General features: G+C 59.2%; 15 protein-coding genes and 2 rRNA genes. 8 read left to right on the top strand and 9 right to left on the bottom strand.

The features are described from left to right. A 23S ribosomal RNA gene (locus LAP85_28135) occupies nt 1–308 on the top strand; the annotation flags it as partial. Nucleotides 309–385: 77 nt separating this feature from the next. After that, a 5S ribosomal RNA gene (rrf, locus tag LAP85_28130) occupies nt 386–502 on the top strand. A 1,562-nt stretch (nt 503–2,064) separates the two neighbouring features. Here rrf and LAP85_28125 read toward each other — a convergent pair. Both LAP85_28125 and LAP85_28120 read right to left on the bottom strand, forming a co-directional pair. After that, nucleotides 2,065–2,520: a transposase gene (locus LAP85_28125; protein ID MBZ5500281.1), complete on the bottom strand. Its 456-nt coding sequence runs from the start codon at nt 2,518–2,520 to the stop codon at nt 2,065–2,067. A 146-nt stretch (nt 2,521–2,666) separates the two neighbouring features. Continuing rightward, nucleotides 2,667–3,506 carry a class I SAM-dependent methyltransferase gene (locus LAP85_28120; protein MBZ5500280.1) on the bottom strand — a complete coding sequence of 280 codons (840 nt, stop codon included), beginning with the start codon at nt 3,504–3,506 and terminating at the stop codon, nt 2,667–2,669. 377 nt (nt 3,507–3,883) lie between these two features. Between LAP85_28120 and LAP85_28115 the strand changes: the two genes are divergently transcribed. Next, a complete protein-coding gene (locus LAP85_28115) occupies nt 3,884–4,648 on the top strand; it encodes a glucose 1-dehydrogenase (protein MBZ5500279.1) in 765 nt (254 codons plus the stop codon). 43 nt (nt 4,649–4,691) lie between these two features. Here LAP85_28115 and LAP85_28110 read toward each other — a convergent pair whose 3' ends face one another. Continuing rightward, nucleotides 4,692–5,087 carry a cobalamin B12-binding domain-containing protein gene (locus LAP85_28110; protein MBZ5500278.1) on the bottom strand — a complete coding sequence of 132 codons (396 nt, stop codon included), beginning with the start codon at nt 5,085–5,087 and terminating at the stop codon, nt 4,692–4,694. A 42-nt stretch (nt 5,088–5,129) separates the two neighbouring features. On the opposite strand from LAP85_28110, the gene LAP85_28105 reads away from it, so the two are divergent. Further along, complete coding sequence (locus tag LAP85_28105) at nt 5,130–5,312, top strand: hypothetical protein (protein ID MBZ5500277.1); 183 nt, start codon at nt 5,130–5,132, stop codon at nt 5,310–5,312. 6 nt (nt 5,313–5,318) lie between these two features. On the opposite strand, the gene LAP85_28100 is transcribed toward LAP85_28105, so the two are convergent. The 4 genes from LAP85_28100 to LAP85_28085 all read right to left on the bottom strand — a co-directional run bounded on the left by LAP85_28100 (nt 5,319) and on the right by LAP85_28085 (nt 8,905). Further along, entirely contained in the window at nt 5,319–6,938 is a 1,620-nt protein-coding gene (locus LAP85_28100) for a methylmalonyl-CoA mutase family protein (protein ID MBZ5500276.1), read from the bottom strand. Nucleotides 6,939–7,250: 312 nt separating this feature from the next. Next, nucleotides 7,251–7,739 carry a tetratricopeptide repeat protein gene (locus tag LAP85_28095; protein ID MBZ5500275.1) on the bottom strand — a complete coding sequence of 163 codons (489 nt, stop codon included), beginning with the start codon at nt 7,737–7,739 and terminating at the stop codon, nt 7,251–7,253. Beyond that, complete coding sequence (locus LAP85_28090; GenBank protein MBZ5500274.1) at nt 7,736–8,287, bottom strand: zf-HC2 domain-containing protein; 552 nt, start codon at nt 8,285–8,287, stop codon at nt 7,736–7,738. Before LAP85_28090 ends, LAP85_28095 begins: the two co-directional genes overlap by 4 nt. A 9-nt stretch (nt 8,288–8,296) precedes the next feature. Next, on the bottom strand, nt 8,297–8,905 hold the full coding sequence (locus LAP85_28085) for a sigma-70 family RNA polymerase sigma factor (GenBank protein ID MBZ5500273.1): 609 nt from the start codon (nt 8,903–8,905) through the stop codon (nt 8,297–8,299). A gap of 262 nt (nt 8,906–9,167) precedes the next feature. On the opposite strand from LAP85_28085, the gene LAP85_28080 reads away from it, so the two are divergent. From LAP85_28080 to LAP85_28065, 4 genes are all read left to right on the top strand, one after another. Then, on the top strand, nt 9,168–10,067 hold the full coding sequence (locus LAP85_28080) for a PDZ domain-containing protein (GenBank protein ID MBZ5500272.1): 900 nt from the start codon (nt 9,168–9,170) through the stop codon (nt 10,065–10,067). Nucleotides 10,068–10,238: 171 nt separating this feature from the next. Continuing rightward, nucleotides 10,239–10,844 (top strand): transcriptional repressor LexA, encoded by a 606-nt coding sequence (gene lexA / locus LAP85_28075; GenBank protein MBZ5500271.1) that lies wholly within the window; start codon nt 10,239–10,241, stop codon nt 10,842–10,844. Nucleotides 10,845–10,857: 13 nt separating this feature from the next. Then, nucleotides 10,858–11,058, top strand: coding sequence for a hypothetical protein (locus LAP85_28070; GenBank protein MBZ5500270.1), 201 nt, complete (start codon nt 10,858–10,860; stop codon nt 11,056–11,058). Between the two features lie 749 nt (nt 11,059–11,807). Further along, nucleotides 11,808–12,425: a DUF47 family protein gene (locus LAP85_28065; GenBank protein MBZ5500269.1), complete on the top strand. Its 618-nt coding sequence runs from the start codon at nt 11,808–11,810 to the stop codon at nt 12,423–12,425. Between the two features lie 12 nt (nt 12,426–12,437). Here the strand turns inward: LAP85_28065 and LAP85_28060 are convergent, their stop codons facing one another. Next, nucleotides 12,438–13,415, bottom strand: coding sequence for an ADP-ribosylglycohydrolase family protein (locus LAP85_28060; GenBank protein ID MBZ5500268.1), 978 nt, complete (start codon nt 13,413–13,415; stop codon nt 12,438–12,440). 110 nt (nt 13,416–13,525) lie between these two features. Further along, nucleotides 13,526–13,681: a hypothetical protein gene (locus LAP85_28055; GenBank protein MBZ5500267.1), complete on the bottom strand. Its 156-nt coding sequence runs from the start codon at nt 13,679–13,681 to the stop codon at nt 13,526–13,528. Nucleotides 13,682–14,968 lie beyond the last annotated feature (1,287 nt).

The following is a 14,968-nucleotide window of genomic DNA, read 5'->3' as shown; positions in this document are numbered from 1 at the left end:
GCGAGACAGTTCGGTCCCTATCTGTGGTGGGCGCAGGATATTTGAGAGGATCTATCCTTAGTACGAGAGGACCGGGATGGACGAACCTCTAGTGCACCAGTTGTCGTGCCAACGGCATAGCTGGATAGCTAAGTTCGGATGGGATAAACGCTGAAAGCATATAAGCGTGAAACCCACCTCAAGATAAGATATCCCTTCCCCTTCGGGGGACTAAAGACCCGTGGAAGACTACCACGTGATAGGCTGGGTGTGGAAGCGCAGTAATGCGTGAAGCTTACCAGTACTAATCGGTCGTGAGGCTTGACCATAAAATTTACCCTGCTTGAAATTCTCAGGAGAAGTTTCCTGGCCCGCGTTGCCTGATTGTAAAACGATTTTTCGAGCTTCCGGTGACTCTAGCGGAGGGGTCACACCCGTTCCCATCCCGAACACGGTAGTTAAGCCCTCCAGCGCCGATGGTACTGCATTGGCAACGATGTGGGAGAGTAGGTCGTCGCCGGATTACAATTCCCAGCCCCGGGCCATCAACCCGGGGCTTTTTTTGCCAGCATAGATTCTATCCTCGCCAATAATAACCAGTGCGCTCGGAGCGCGGGCGTCCCGCCCGCAAAAATTGCGCGTTTCCGCCGGCCCGCCGCTCGAAAAGGGCTGCCGTGTCAGCGACAGCTCGAAACGAAGCCGTTCCCATCGAAATGAAAGACGGCCAATCAAAAAGAGAACATCTGCGACCCGGTGGCACGAAAACTCTATCGTCATTTTCTGCATATACAGCAACAGATCGGTCGACTCCTTGCGGGATACTCGGCGCTTTGGAGTCTTACAAGTTTGCTGGCGGGAGCTATCGGTTGAAGGACCGCAGGCGCACGGGGTTACTGCCGATGCCGGAGCGGGAGGGGCACGCGGCCGCCGCCGTTTCGTCAGTCCCGATCTCCACTCCGCCCAAAGCGCGTCGCCTGAAGGCGACGCTGGGCTCCGTTCCGACCGGCACTGAGGAAAGGAAATTCTAGTGAGGGTTGGAGTGGGGAAAATTCAACCGGAACTATGAGGAATTTTCATTCGGCATTGACACATGAAGTGCGAGTCCGATGCCGAGCGCCCGCAGGTGTGCCTCGAAAGCCGGGCTGGCCTCAACGGAAACTGATTGCCGAGTTGAATGGCGTCACCCGCTTACCCAGCCCCGCCGGGGCGACCACAGCACCTACATCCAGCCCCCGCCAGGGGCGACCCCGCACCACCTTCACCCAGCCCCGCCAGCGGCGACCGCAGCACCTTCACCCAGTCTCCCGCCAGGGGCGCTGCAGCACCTTCACCCAGCCCCGCCCCCAGGGGGGCGACCACACCACCTTCACCCAGCCCCGCCAGGGGCGCTGCAGCGCTAAGCCCAGGGCGCGAGCCCTGGGAATGGCGGGCCCGAACAAGAAGAGCCCTGTAAGGGCGATGCAAGATCCTAGCAATTGGGGATTGCAGGAGTACCTGCCTTTACAGGGCTTAGCCAACTTGCGTCCGGTGTCAGGGCTGTGCGCCCTGGGCTGAAGACTGCGGCCGCCCTTGCAGGGCTCAGCCAACACTTGCGTCCAGTGTCAGGGCTGTGCGCCCTGGGCTGAAGACTGCGTCGCCCTTGCAGGGCTCATGTGACATTTGCGTTCAGTCCCAGGGCTGCGCCCTGGGCTGAAGACTGCGTCGCCCTTACAGGGCTCATGTGACATTTGCGTTCAGTCCCAGGGCTGCGCCCTGGGCTGAGAACTGCGGCCGCCCTTGCAGGGCTCATGTGACATTTGCGTTCAGTCCCAGGGCTGCGCCCTGGGCTGAAGACTGCGTCGCCCTTGCAGGGCTCAGCCAACACTTGCGTCCAGGGTCAGGGCTGTGCGCCCTGGGCTGAAGACTGCGTCGCCCTTACAGGGCTCATGTGACATTTGGATCCAGTCCCAGGGCTGCGCCCTGGGCTGAGGACTGCGGCCGCCCTTGCAGGGCTCAGCCAACACTTGCGTCCAGTCCCAGGGCTGCGCCCTAGGCTTGGAACTGCGGCCGCCCCCTCCGGGGCTTGCATAACAAACCTCTGACAGGTTACGTCCAGATGTAGCGTTCGTCATACGGTACGTTGTATTCGCGCAGGAAATCCATAAACTCCTCCTGAAAGGTGCGCACACGATGGTGTTGTTCCTGGTCGAGGATATAGCTCCTGCTATGCTCCATCTGGCAAGGGTGTACTGAAAAAGCTCCGTATCCCCCCTGCCACTCGAATTTCTGCATCATTCCCTGCAGTTTTTTGGCCCATGCGGAGGAATTCGCTTTCGCTTTGCCGACGACCTCCGCTATCGAGTGTGTCCGGCACAGCGAGCATAGGACATGCACATGATCCTCAGTTCCTCCGGCCTCGACATTCCGGCAATCGAGACCTCTGAAAAAATCTGCCAGGAATGCATGCATGCGGGACCTTACCTCGCGATCGGCCAGAAAAGGAAACCGGTCCTTTGTCGAATAGACGAAATGCACTATGACCTTGGAAAGGGATTGCGCCATTTTACCTCCTCTTCCATATTGTTCCGCGACCGGCGCGGTTATTTCAGCGGCAAATCTTTTTGTGCGTGCCTGCGGCTTGCCGTAGATGTTTTCTACTTGTTGTTTCTGTTTTCGAGGCAGGCTTCAGCGGGGGACAAGATCGGCGCTCAGCGCGAGAGCCGGAAGATCAACTCCCGGGTCCGGCCGACCCCGAGCCGATAGAAAAGGCGGCTGAGCGTGGGATCCTGTTCACGGACTCTTTCCCAGGTTTCATAGAGCGGCAGATTCCCGCCGCGCATCAGTTCCGACGGGCGCCCGGCCTCGGCAACCACGATCTCGAAGCCGAGCCGCTGCAGCCACTCTTCCATCCCGAAGGGCGGAAAGTGATGCAGGTGAAGGGGGTGCTCCCAGAACCGGTCCTCGGCGGTCCGCATGAGCCGCTGCGACAGCCAGTTGGCATCGTTCGGGATGCCGACCACCAGCAGGCCGCCCGGCACCAAACTCCGCCGCGCCTCGCGCAGCAGGCGCCCGGGATATCGGATGTGTTCCAGGACGAACCAGAGCCTGATCACCCCGAAGGACTTGTCAGGCGCCGCCCACTCATCAACATCGCCGAGATCGACAGCCCATTCCTGCGCCCGCGCGCGCGCGACCATCGCCGGACTCCCTTCGAGCCCGCACGCCTCCCAACCCTCCTGCCGGGCCAGGCCGACAAACGCGCCGTCGCCGGCTCCCAGGTCCAGCACAGTGCGTCGCACCGGATCGGCGCTGGTGATCAGACCGAGCCACCGCCGCTCCACAGATGCTATGCCGTGAGCATAGCGCGCCTCAGATTCCTCGAGAGCCAGCCTGGCTGGAGGAACTCGTTGGGTCAAGGTTGCGCAGGAGGGGCAACGGAAATAGCCGACCGTCTCCGCGAATAGCCCGGGAGCGTCGCACAGGGGACAAGCGGGCGCGCCGGATTCCCCAACAGGCTTGCGCGGGGGACCGCTCGGTTCTTCTTCCACAGCATCCTCCGGTTTTCATGGGTCCGGGCCTGGCGCCCTTTACGAAGCGCCCGGCAAAAAAGTCCGGCTACGGATTTCCCCGACTTTGCGGAGTATTCTACCTGCCGATGGCTGGATTGATATGGAATTCGTGCCGTTCGTGAAACCGGCGGCACGTTTTCCAGCCGCCGCAGGAATAAGGTAAAATAGGGCGCACTCAATTCGGATTCATTAACCCGGATTACTCATGGATGAACGGCAACATGGGCCTTTGGACGCTGAAAAACGCAGACGGTCGCCGACAGTTCTGCTCTTGTCGGCGTCCATCGGCGTCCAGTTCCCTGGTTTTTTCTGCTTGCCCTTCAACTTCATGAATAATTCAGTTCAAGGAGATATTCATGCTACAAGGGAAAACTGCATTGGTAACCGGCGCCAGCAGCGGTATCGGCCGCGCCACGGCTCGCGCCATGGCACGGCATGGGGCGCGCGTCGCCTGCGCGGGCAGGCAGCTCAAAGCCCTGCAAAAGGAGGTCGAATCCATCATCGCCGCCGGCGGGGATGCGGTCGCCCTGGCCGGCGACCTCAGGAACGAAGATGACCGCCGGAGACTCGTTTCGGAAACCGTCGCTCGCCTCGGCGGTCTCGACATCCTCGTGAATGCGGCGGGCACGATCGCCAACGGCACCATCGAAAATACCAGCCTTGCCGACTGGCGCACGATGTTCGAAATCAATCTGGAAGCGGTCTTCGCGCTGATGCAGCTCGCCGTGCCGCATCTGGAGAAAAACCAAGGCTGCATCGTGAATGTGAGCAGCGTAACCGGCATCCGCGCCTTTCCCGGTGTTCTTGCCTACTGCGTCAGCAAGGCCGGCGTCGATCAGTTGACGCGCTGTGCCGCACTCGAGCTCGCGCCCAAGGGAATCCGGGTAAACGCGGTTGATCCGGGAGTCGTGGTTTCCAACCTCCACCGCCGCGGAGGCATGGGGGAGGAGAAGTACCAGGCCTTTCTGGAGCACAGCAAAACCACTCACCCGATCGGGCGTGTGGGCCAGCCGGAAGACGTCGCCGACGCGATCCTGTTCTTGGCCTCAGGCCAGGCCGCCTGGATCACCGGGGCCAGCCTTCCGATCGATGGCGGCCGCCACCAGACCTGCGCCAGGTGAGAATGTCATCAGTGATGAGTCAGAAAGCCAGGACGCATCACTATCACCGGACATGATTGCGGACGAAGTTGACGATTTCCTCGAGCGAGCTGCCGGGAGGGAAGATCTCTGCAATCCCCATCTTCTTCAGCTCCGGGATATCGTGATCGGGGATGATGCCGCCGGCGATCAGGATGACATCGTCCAGCTTTTTCTCGCGCTTCAGCTCCATGATGCGCGGGAACAGGTGCATGTGCGCGCCGGAGAGAATCGACAGCCCGATGGCATCGACATCTTCCTGCAGGGCGGCGTTGACGATCTGCTCCGGGGTCTGGCGCAAACCAGTGTAGATCACCTCCATGCCGGCGTCCCGGAGTGCACGCGCAATCACCTTCGCCCCCCGGTCGTGTCCGTCCAGACCGGGTTTGGCAACGAGTACTCGGATTTTCTTGTCAGTCATAAAATCCCACGCCGGGCACGAGGCACCTATCCTGAATTATTCATGAAGCAGAAGCTCACGCCCGTGAAAAGCAAGAAAATTGGACGCGGACAAACGCAGGCAGGAGCTTTTGCCGTCCTGCTTGCCCGGCAAAAGTTCCCGCACGCCGACCAGGACCGAAGGGTCGGCGTCGGGCAGCGTTTTTCCGCGTCCAAACCTGCATTTGCGTCGCATATTCATGAATAATCCGGGCTAAAAGATGCTCGGCTCCTGATATTCACCGAAGACGACGCGCAGTGCATCGCTTATCTCGCCCAGGGTGGCATAAGAACGGACGCAGTCGAGGATAGGGTGCATCAGGTTTTCCGTGCCCTCGGCCGCACGCTTCAATTCCGACAGGTTTTTCTCCACCAACGCACCGTTGCGTTCAGCCCGCAGTTTTTTCAGCCTGGCGCACTGGCGCTGCTGCACGGCATCGTCGATCACCAGGATGTCCATGGGCGGCGGTTCTTCGGTGACGAACTCGTTGACACCGACAATGATCTTTTCCTTGCGATCGACGGCTTTCGAGAACTGATACGAGGATTCCTGGATCTCACGCTGCGGATAGCCGCGCTCGATTGCCGGAACCATGCCTCCCATGGCATCGATGCGGTCGAAGTAGGAGCCGGCAGCGGCTGCCATCTCATTGGTAAGGGTCTCGACGAAATAGGAGCCGGCGAGAGGATCGATGGTATTCGGCACGCCGCTCTCGTGGGCGATGATCTGCTGGGTTCGCAACGCAATCGTGACCGACTTCTCCGTCGGCAGTGCAAGCGTTTCATCCAGGGAATTGGTGTGCAGCGACTGGGTCCCGCCGAGCACCGCGGCCAGTGCCTGCAGCGTGACCCGCACCACATTGTTGTAGGGCTGCTGTGCGGTGAGAGATACGCCTGCCGTCTGGCAGTGAATCCGGCACAGCAGGGAACGGGTGTCCCGGGCGTGATATCGATCCTTCATGGTGCGCGCCCAGATCCTGCGCGCAGCCCGGAGCTTTGCGATCTCTTCGAAGAAATCGTTGTGGACGTCGAAAAAGAAGCTGAGCCGCGGCGCGAATTCATCTACCTTCATCCCCGCGTTGATCCCGTAATCGACATATTCGATGCCGTCCCGCAGAGTGAAGGCCAGTTCCTGAATCGCGGTCGCACCGGCTTCACGGATGTGGTACCCGCTGATCGAAATCGTGTTCCAGCGCGGTACGAATCGGCTCCCGAACGCCATGGTGTCCGTGATGAGGCGCATGGACGGTCGCGGCGGGTAAATGAAGGTCTTTTGCGCAATGTATTCCTTGAGGATGTCGTTCTGGATCGTTCCCGCGAGATCCTTCCAGTCCGCCCCCTGCTTTTCCGCGGTTGCCAGGTACATCGCCCATATGACGGCTGCAGGCGCGTTCGTGGTCATCGAGGTCGTGACTTGATCCAGCCGGATGCCGTCGAAGAGCGCCTCCATGTCGGCCAGTGAATCGATCGCCACGCCGCACCGTCCCACTTCGCCGTAGGACTCGGGGTGGTCGGAGTCATAGCCGAAGAGCGTCGGATAATCAAAGGCGACGGACAGCCCCGTCTGACCATGCTTGAGCAGGTACTTGAACCGGAGGTTGGTATCCTCCGCTTCACCGAAGCCGGCAAACTGTCGCATCGTCCACAGGCGCCCGCGGTACATGTTCTTGTACACGCCGCGCGTGAATGGAAACTCGCCCGGTTCCCCCAGATCCCGCAGGTAGTCGAATCCAGGCAGATCCTGTGCGGTGTAAATCTCCTTGACGGGATGCCCCGAGATGGTTGTGAACTCACGCGTAGGTGGTTTTTGAGCGCCCTTCTCTGCGATTTTCATGATATGCCAATTTATACCATTCGGATCACGCCATGAAGCAAAAAGCGGTCCTGAATTGCCCGCGCATCCTCAATATGCGATCAAAAGAAATTTTTGGACCCGGAAAAACGCTGCCCGACGCTGAACGTTCGGTCCTGGTCGGCGTGCAGGAGCTCCTGCCAGCGTCAATCCGTGTCCAATTTTGTTGCTTTTCACCGGCGTTCGGTTTGACTCACGAATAATTCGGGCTAGGAGATTCTGGCGGTTTTCTTACGTGGCTTGTTCCGGTCTGGTGGGGATACTCCAACTGATGGGATCTGCTTCCAGTCTGTCCTACTTTTTGACGACCGCAGTACGAAGAGGGATCTTGCCCTCCAGGCGTTTGGCCTCGCGGAAGCACTCGAGGGCCTTGTCGTCCTGGCCCATCTCCTTGAACAGATAGCCCTTATCCTTCCAGATCTCGGCTTTGATTTTGTCGGACTTGAACATGCTCAAATTCGTTTCCAGCAGTTGCACGGCAAGGGCGGGCTGGCCGTAATGACGGAACAGATCAGAGAACCTCAGCAATTCATCCTTGAGTACCGGCTCCTGATCCGCCGGCCACTTCATCTGGAACATCTTGTTGGCTTCCTCGGCGGCCTTGCCGAAATCTCTCTTCTTGATCAGGATTATCACGATCTCATGCTGGGACTCGGCGATGCTGCGGATCTTGCCGATTTCGGCGTTTTGCGCCGGCAGATGCGGTGCCGCCATCGAGAGCGTGAACAGCAGGCACGAGCCGGTAAAAATGCCTCCATGCATCCGAACGCTGCCGGTTCTCATCTTTCCTCCGACCTGAAGGGATTGCTATAAGACACGGGGCGGATATCTGCGAACGGGTTTTCCACGGAGCCTGGTGCTGCGGTTTCGACGCTGGGTGGGGTGTTGTCAGCTTCCATCAGCTGCAAAGTGTGAAGCCGTTCCGTGATGGTGCGCATCTGGATGTAGTCATTCATATATGTTTCGAGTTCGTTCTGTGACTGCTGGTACTGCATGTAGCCCCACAGCCCGAGCGCGAGAATGAGGGTTGCCGCCAGAGTTGCGGTTGCCGCGGCCCAGCGATTCACCACCAGGAAGCGAAAAAAGCCGAAGGCGTCGGCAGGGGCCGGCATCTCGGCTATCCGGGAACGCAGGTTGTTCCAGATTTCAGGGACCGGCTCCAGTTCCTGTGTGTGCGACACCACAAAAACTGCCGAATCTCTCAAGTCCTGATATTCGTCATGGCACGGCCTGCACTTTTCCAGATGACGGCTCATCTCATCCGCTGTGGAGTCGGCGAGCTCCCCATCTATGTAGGCTGTCAAATCATCGTTGCATTGTCGGCAATCCATAATTGCACCTTATGGCACCTTCAGGTATTCCTTGACTCGTTTGCGGACCTGAAGCCGGGCCCGATGAATGTCCGTCTTGATGCTGGGCAGGCTTCGTCCGACGATTTCGGCGATTTCCTGATAGCTGAGATTTTGAATGGCAGAGAGGACGAAAACCTCCCTGTACTTTTCCGGAAGATCGATGATAACTTTTTGCACCACACGTTCGAGCTCCCCGGCCTGAAACGCCTCCTGGGGATCTTTGCGCTCATCAACCAGTTCCGCTACGCTTCGCCCTTCCTCGTCCCGCAAATCCACCGAGACGGTAGCGGGAGTGCGGCGGCGATACTTTTGATACACATAGTTTCTCGCGATGCGAAAAAGCCACGGTTCGAACTTCGCATCATCCTTCAAAGAACCCAGCTTTTGGTACACTGTTATAAAAGTCTCCTGAGTCAGATCCTCCGCTTCCTCAATCGAGGCCACCATTCGGTAAATGAAGTTCAAGACCTTGCGCGAGAACAGGTCATAGATCTTCTGAAAGGCTCCGATGTCTCCTTTCTTGGCCTCCTCGATCCATTGCGCCAGGAGATCGGGGTCTGCTGCAACGCCGCCCGGGTTCAGGTTTTTCTTCGTCAAACTGAACTCACAATTGAATGATTCAGGCTGTTTCAGAAAGTTTCGGTCTTGCTGCAAAAAAAGTTGGCCCCTCCGCCACGAGTGCATTCGGGCCGGAGAAAGCAGGACGGGAGCCGTTATTCCCGGCGCCGGCCGCTGCCCGAACCTAGTTTATCAGAGTTCCCGTCGACAGCCGCAAATTTTGGAACCAGTCTCATGTCTCGCCCGTGTAATGAGCAGAATCCCGGAAGTTGTTTCCGTGCTTCAAAATCTGGAGAAGCGTATGAAATTTCCTAAGTTCAACAAAAAAGGTGGCTTGGCTCTGGTCGGCATCATCCTGATCGCTTTCGGCGGCGTGAGCCTGGTGCTTGCTCAACGCCAGCCGGTCCGCCAGATCCTGCGCCTCAGTCTCGACGGGGCCTATTTGGGGATCGAGATGGAGGATGTAACCGCCGATAACATGGCCAAGTATAAGCTGGCCTCCGAAACCGGTGTCATCGTTCGATCGGTCGAGAAAGGTAGCCCGGCTGAAACCGCGCGCCTGCAAGAGAACGACATCATCCTCGAATATGCGGGTATTCCCGTTTTCTCCGCTGCGGAACTGACCCGTCTGGTGCAGGAGACCCCCGTCAACCGCACTGTGAGCCTCGTCATCAGCCGTGACGGCAAGAGGTCCAACCTGACGCTGAAGGTCGGTGAGCGGAAAGACGGTGTACTGTCCGATCGCGTTCAGATCGTCCCCCCGGGCGAACCCGGCCGGGTGTTCAGCCTCAACGGCCGGCAATTCCAGTTCAGTCAGCCGGGAGGGGGCGTGTTCGATTTCAGTGGCCCGGGCGGTAATCGGGCTTTGCGGTATTTCATGCTCTCGCGGCCACAGCTCGGAGTGACGGTCGAGGCCGTGACGGACCAGATGGCGACGTTCCTCGGCATGCCGGGCAGGAAGGGCGCACTCGTCACATCCGTGACGCAGGGGTCGCCCGCCGCGGCAGTACTCCGTGCCGGGGATGTGATTGTGTCCGTCGATGGGAAAGCCGTCGCCGAACCAGCGGACCTTACCCAGGCCCTTGCCAATAAAGAGCCGGGTTCCAAGGTCGATCTGAAAGTCGTTCGGGATAAAAAGGAGATTCCCGTTGCCGTAGAGTTTCCCAAATCAGCGGCGGCGGCACGCGGCATCAAGATCTAATCGGCTGCCGGACGGCAAGACTCGGCCACGGCGCGCACGGATTGAGCGAATGGCCTCGCTCGGTCGATTCCGACTTCGATCGTGAGATCCGTGCCATCCGTGGCCGCTTTTTTTCTTGATATTCACCTTTTTGACACCTATAATCCCAAATGTGAAAGAAAGGTGAAACAAATGAAGCTGACCAGGCGGCAAAAAGAGATCCTCGACTTCGTCGCAGGGTTCATTGCGCGTGAGGGATATTCACCGAGCATGGAGGAGATCGCCGAGAACTTCCACTTTGCGTCGCTCAATGCAGTCTTCAAGCATCTGGAAGCACTCGAAGCGCGCGGCTATCTTCATCGCGATGCCAACCACGCCAGGTCGATTGAACTGAGGAAGATCGACGCCCCGGCGGTCCGGTCCCTCCCGTTGTACGGCCACATCGCAGCGGGTCGGCCGATCGAGGCGGTGTCTGCTCCTGAGGCCCTTACCGTTCCCGAGGACCTGCTTTCCGGGCGCGGTTCCCACTATGTGCTTCGGGTTCAGGGGGAATCGATGATCGACGAGCAGATCCGGGATGGAGACTATGTGGTCGTCGAAGCGCGCAATCAGGCTGAGAACGGCGAGACGATCGTGGCTCTCGTGGACGGGGAGAGCGTCACGCTCAAGAAGTTGTATCGCGATAAATCCCAGGTGCGCCTGCAACCGGCCAACCCGGCTGTTCCCCCTATCGTTTTGGATGGCGCTCGTGTTCAGGTTCAGGGTGTGGTTGTGGCCGTAATGCGCAAATATAAGTGACAGGAAGGAACCTATGAATGTTATTTACCAGGTGACCGTTCATGGGCGGAAGCTTGAAAGCCGCGACCTGCGCAAGCTGTTGGCGCGGGCCGTCGCAGAGAAGCGAATTATGGACCAGCGGCTCAGGCTCTCCGCTGCTCTGCAAACGGGAGGCTTTCCCGGCTCGAACGCCGTTGGCGGCAGCCTTGGCCTCAGAGATGCCGCGACCCGCTAGATGCCTCGCAGCCGCGGGAACCTTCTGCGTACAGCACGGTGACATCCACGTGGCGCCCTGCACTTCCCGTGCCGGCCAAGGCAAGTTGCACACTTTCTGTCAGGGGACGGGTTGGGGTTTGCTGCAGTCCTTGCGGGGAGAGGACTTGCGACGCGGACGATCGAGAGCTAATTCCCAGTTCCTGCAGTTTGCAAGGCACGAGGCCCGCCTCCTAATCCGGGCGGGACGATGACTCTGCACAACCTTTAAGCAAACAGGTAAGAACCGGTCTGGTTTCAAAGAATTAAGCCTGTCGAAAAATCGATTTTCACACAGTTTTCCACACATTTTGTGAATATCCTCGGGAGAACCCTAGCCCTAACTATTTATGATGATAGCTGGCAAGCGCTGACCCCAGTGGGGCGGCAAAAGCTCCTGCACGCCGACAAGAGCAAGACGGTTGTCGGTCGTCGGCGTTTTTCAGCGTCCAAAAATTCTTTTTGCCATTCATTCCTGAATAAGCCGGGCTGGGGCCGCTCGACCGAAGCAGGATGCTGCCGCTTTTGGTCTGAGACGAGGGATCGGGTGCGGGCAGGATTGTTCAAAGACCCACTGTGCGATGCGTATTGAAACCATGACTCCGGGTGTTATAATCGCCCTTCTGAGAGCAGTCTGGAATCGATTGCAGGAGGCTGTCTGCAAGCCGAACGGACCGCAATCCGCGCGGAACTTTTGTTCCCAATTCGATTTTGCCCAGGGTGAGTAGAAGGATGGCCAGACTGTTTAAAAAAGACGAAAAATTCTACCGGATCTTCAGCCAGATGACCGTCTACCTTCTGGAGGCCGCCGGGATCCTGCAAAAAATGGTCGCGGAACCGGATGGCGAGCTGCACCCGCTGGCGAGCAGGATCAAGGACCTCGAGCACCTGGGCGATGAGCTCACTCACAGAGTGATCGATGAGCTGAACAAGACGTTCATAACCCCGATTGATCGCGAAGACATCCACGACCTGTCGATGGCACTGGACGATGTGCTTGACCTGATCGATGCCACGGCCGGGCGAATCGTGCTTTTCCAGATCCGGGTGCCAATCCGCGAGGTGCCGGAAATGGCCTCGGTCCTGTTAAGCCAGGTGAGAGAGATCTCGGCAGCAATCAGCCGCCTCCAGGACAACGATCATGTCGTGGAGCGGTGTGTCGAGATCAACCGGCTGGAAAACGATGCGGACCGGCTCTTTCAGTCGGCGATCGGAAGCCTGTTCCAGGAAGTCAAGGATCCCATTGATGTGATCAAGCGGAAGGAAATCATCGAGAGCATGGAACGCGCCACGGACAAGGCTGAAGATGTCTCCAATGTACTCGAGTCCATCGTCGTGAAGAACGCCTGAGTCGGCGGCTGCTCAGGCCGTGGCCGCATTTGCGACTTGCCGCTCCGCGACGGCCGCCAGCTGCTCCCCGATTGCCACGAGCACATCGCTGTCCTCGACTCCGTCTCTCCACTCCTTGGGAATGACCTCCAGGCCGGCAAGCGCGCCGACGAAGCTTCCGGTCAGGGCTGCGATGGAGTCGGATGCGTCACCGGCATTGACTGCAATGAGCACGGCGTCCGCGAACTGCCTGGGATGCTTGAGAAAGCAGTAGGCTGCGGCCGGCACCACCTCCAGCGAATCGGAGCTTGTCCCGATCTCGAAGAGGGCTTCCTCGGGGGGCAGATGGACAATCTGGGTTACCCAGCGCAGCATTGCCGCCATGTCGGCGTCGATCCTGTGGACGCAGTCGGCGATTTCGAGCACCTGATCTCCGGGCGAGCTGTGCTCGTTGGACTGCACGAGCCGCGCAATGAGGTATGCAACAGCCACGGATGCGGCTTTGGCCCGCGGATCCGTATGCGTGATGATGCAGTCATCCAGAGCCGCCCGCACCAGAGCCTCCGCATTGCGGAAATAGAGGAGGCCGACGGGCGGCATTCGTATCGCGGCGCCGCAGCCGCCGCTGAACACGCCGCTCTTGTTCCACGGCTTGCCGGCGGCGAGATGCTTGCACGCCAATTCGTTGGCGCGCATCGGCGTTCGATGCGGGACCGTGTTCGCGTACCAGGAGAGCAGGGCGTCCGCCTGTTGTGCCGGTTCCATTCTGCCGCATTCGACCAGGCATTCAGCCGTTGCCAGCATCATCTGCGTGTCGTCTGTGTAGGATCCGTGCGGCAAAAATCGGCTTGCGTGCCCTTCGTGTGCCCGGGTGAAGGTCGTGAGGTGCTTTCCGTAGTAGCTCCGTATCTGCTCGCGCGAGAGGAACTGAGCAGGCATTCCCAGCGCGTCCCCTACGGCGAATCCAACCATGGCGCCGACGAAACGGCTCCTTACAACCTGAGGATCCATAGGGCCCTCCTTTTGCGGAGACTCCCCTTTGCTACAGTCGGATTATAACACCACTGACGCCCCTGGGATTCAAGCACTGTTGACAGCGCCGGCGAGCTGCTCCCGACCCCCTACGTCAGCTTGAACCATTTATGAAGTTGGATGGCAAGCACGGTCGGCGCGAAGCGCTGACCCCTGCGGGGCAGCAACAGCTCCTGCACGCCGGCAAGATCAAAACTGTCGGCGGCCGTCTGCGTCTTTCGGCGTCCAGAGATCAGGTTCGGCATTAATTCATGGATAATCCCTGGTTAGTGCGTGCCAAACCCGCGGCCTCTGGCCGTGCGATGCTGGCAGGCTCAGCCGTTCCGGCGAGCGGTGGGTTACTGCTAGCCCCGCAGCGAACAGCCCAGGCCGCAAGGCCTGGGATTGGACCGTAGTCCAAGGATGAGCCCTGACAGGGCGACACAGAAAAGCGGGTGAGCTGCATCGCCCCTTCAGGGCTCCCTTTTTGCGATCGCCTGGACCCAGGGCTTGCGCCCTGGGCTGTTGGCTGCGGTTGCCCCTGCGGGGCTCGGTGAAGGTGCTGTGGTCGCGTCTGCGGGGCTGGGGGAGGGTGCTGCAGTCGTGTCTGCGGGGCTCGGTGAGGGTGCTGCAGTCGCGTCTGCGGGGCTGGGGGAGGGTGCTGCAGTCGTGTCTGCGGGGCTCGGTGAAGGTGCTGCGGTCGTGTCTGCGGGGCTCGGTGAAGGTGCTGCGGTCGTGTCTGCGGGGCTCGGTGAGGGTGCTGCGGTCGTGTCTGCGGGGCTCGGTGAGGGTGCTGCGGTCGCCCCTTCGATAGTGCAATATGGAGCGTGCCACAACATGTTGGGGGGAGCGACATATTGCACAATCACAGGTTGCCTCAATTTTGACTGCGCAGCAGGCACAATTGCGTAACCTGCAGGGCTCCCCTTTACGATCGCCTGGACCCAGGGCTTGCGCCCTTGAGCGCTAAGATAGGAATGATTTTGCCAATAAACGTGGGCTTGGACCTAAACCTGGACGTAGACGTGGACCTTTTGAGCGGAGACAAACTCTTGCACGCCCAGCCTTCATCAGGCTACGGGTCGCTTCTTATCGCTTGCGGCGCAGCAGAGCGTCAAGGTCCACGTCCACGTCCAAGTCCAAGTCCAGGTCGGGAAAATGGCTTGAGTTAGCGCTTAAGGGCTTGCGCCCTGGGCTGTTGGCTGCGGTCGCGTCTGCGGGGCTGGGGGAAGGTGCTGCGGTCGCCCCTTCGATAGTGCAATATGGAGCGTGCCACAACATGTTGGGGGGAGCGACATATTGCACAATCACAGGTTGCCTCAGTTTTGACTGTGCAGCAGGCACAATTGCGTGACCTGCAGGGCTCCCTTTGCGATCGCCTGGACCCAGGGCTTGCGCCCATAGGCGTTAACTTAAGGTAACACTCGCTGACGGACCTGGACGTGGACCTAGACTTGGACGTGGACTTGGACCTCGCCCCGGATGTTCTCATGCTCGGCACATTTTCGAGAGCATCCTAACGGCGGAGAGAAGGAGTTCGTCCGCTTCCTGAC

It is taken from the genome of Terriglobia bacterium (assembly GCA_020072565.1).
GTDB lineage: Bacteria > Acidobacteriota > UBA6911 > UBA6911 > UBA6911 > JAFNAG01.
Note: the sequence above shows the minus strand (reverse complement) of the source record. Positions and strands in the feature narration are given on the sequence as shown.

Excerpts from the sequence above, each read along its gene's own strand:
- LAP85_28060 (MBZ5500268.1), bottom strand. The coding sequence starts at position 13,415 with ATGGATCCTCAGGTTGTAAGGAGCCGTTTCGTCGGCGCCATGGTTGGA.
- LAP85_28070 (MBZ5500270.1), top strand. The coding sequence starts at position 10,858 with ATGAATGTTATTTACCAGGTGACCGTTCATGGGCGGAAGCTTGAAAGC.
- LAP85_28110 (MBZ5500278.1), bottom strand. The coding sequence starts at position 5,087 with ATGACTGACAAGAAAATCCGAGTACTCGTTGCCAAACCCGGTCTGGAC.
- LAP85_28090 (MBZ5500274.1), bottom strand. The coding sequence starts at position 8,287 with ATGGATTGCCGACAATGCAACGATGATTTGACAGCCTACATAGATGGG.
- LAP85_28125 (MBZ5500281.1), bottom strand. The coding sequence starts at position 2,520 with ATGGCGCAATCCCTTTCCAAGGTCATAGTGCATTTCGTCTATTCGACA.
- LAP85_28100 (MBZ5500276.1), bottom strand. The coding sequence starts at position 6,938 with ATGAAAATCGCAGAGAAGGGCGCTCAAAAACCACCTACGCGTGAGTTC.
- LAP85_28055 (MBZ5500267.1), bottom strand. The coding sequence starts at position 13,681 with ATGCCGAACCTGATCTCTGGACGCCGAAAGACGCAGACGGCCGCCGAC.
- LAP85_28105 (MBZ5500277.1), top strand. The coding sequence starts at position 5,130 with ATGAAGCAGAAGCTCACGCCCGTGAAAAGCAAGAAAATTGGACGCGGA.
- LAP85_28080 (MBZ5500272.1), top strand. The coding sequence starts at position 9,168 with ATGAAATTTCCTAAGTTCAACAAAAAAGGTGGCTTGGCTCTGGTCGGC.
- LAP85_28065 (MBZ5500269.1), top strand. The coding sequence starts at position 11,808 with ATGGCCAGACTGTTTAAAAAAGACGAAAAATTCTACCGGATCTTCAGC.
- LAP85_28115 (MBZ5500279.1), top strand. The coding sequence starts at position 3,884 with ATGCTACAAGGGAAAACTGCATTGGTAACCGGCGCCAGCAGCGGTATC.
- LAP85_28095 (MBZ5500275.1), bottom strand. The coding sequence starts at position 7,739 with ATGAGAACCGGCAGCGTTCGGATGCATGGAGGCATTTTTACCGGCTCG.
- lexA (MBZ5500271.1), top strand. The coding sequence starts at position 10,239 with ATGAAGCTGACCAGGCGGCAAAAAGAGATCCTCGACTTCGTCGCAGGG.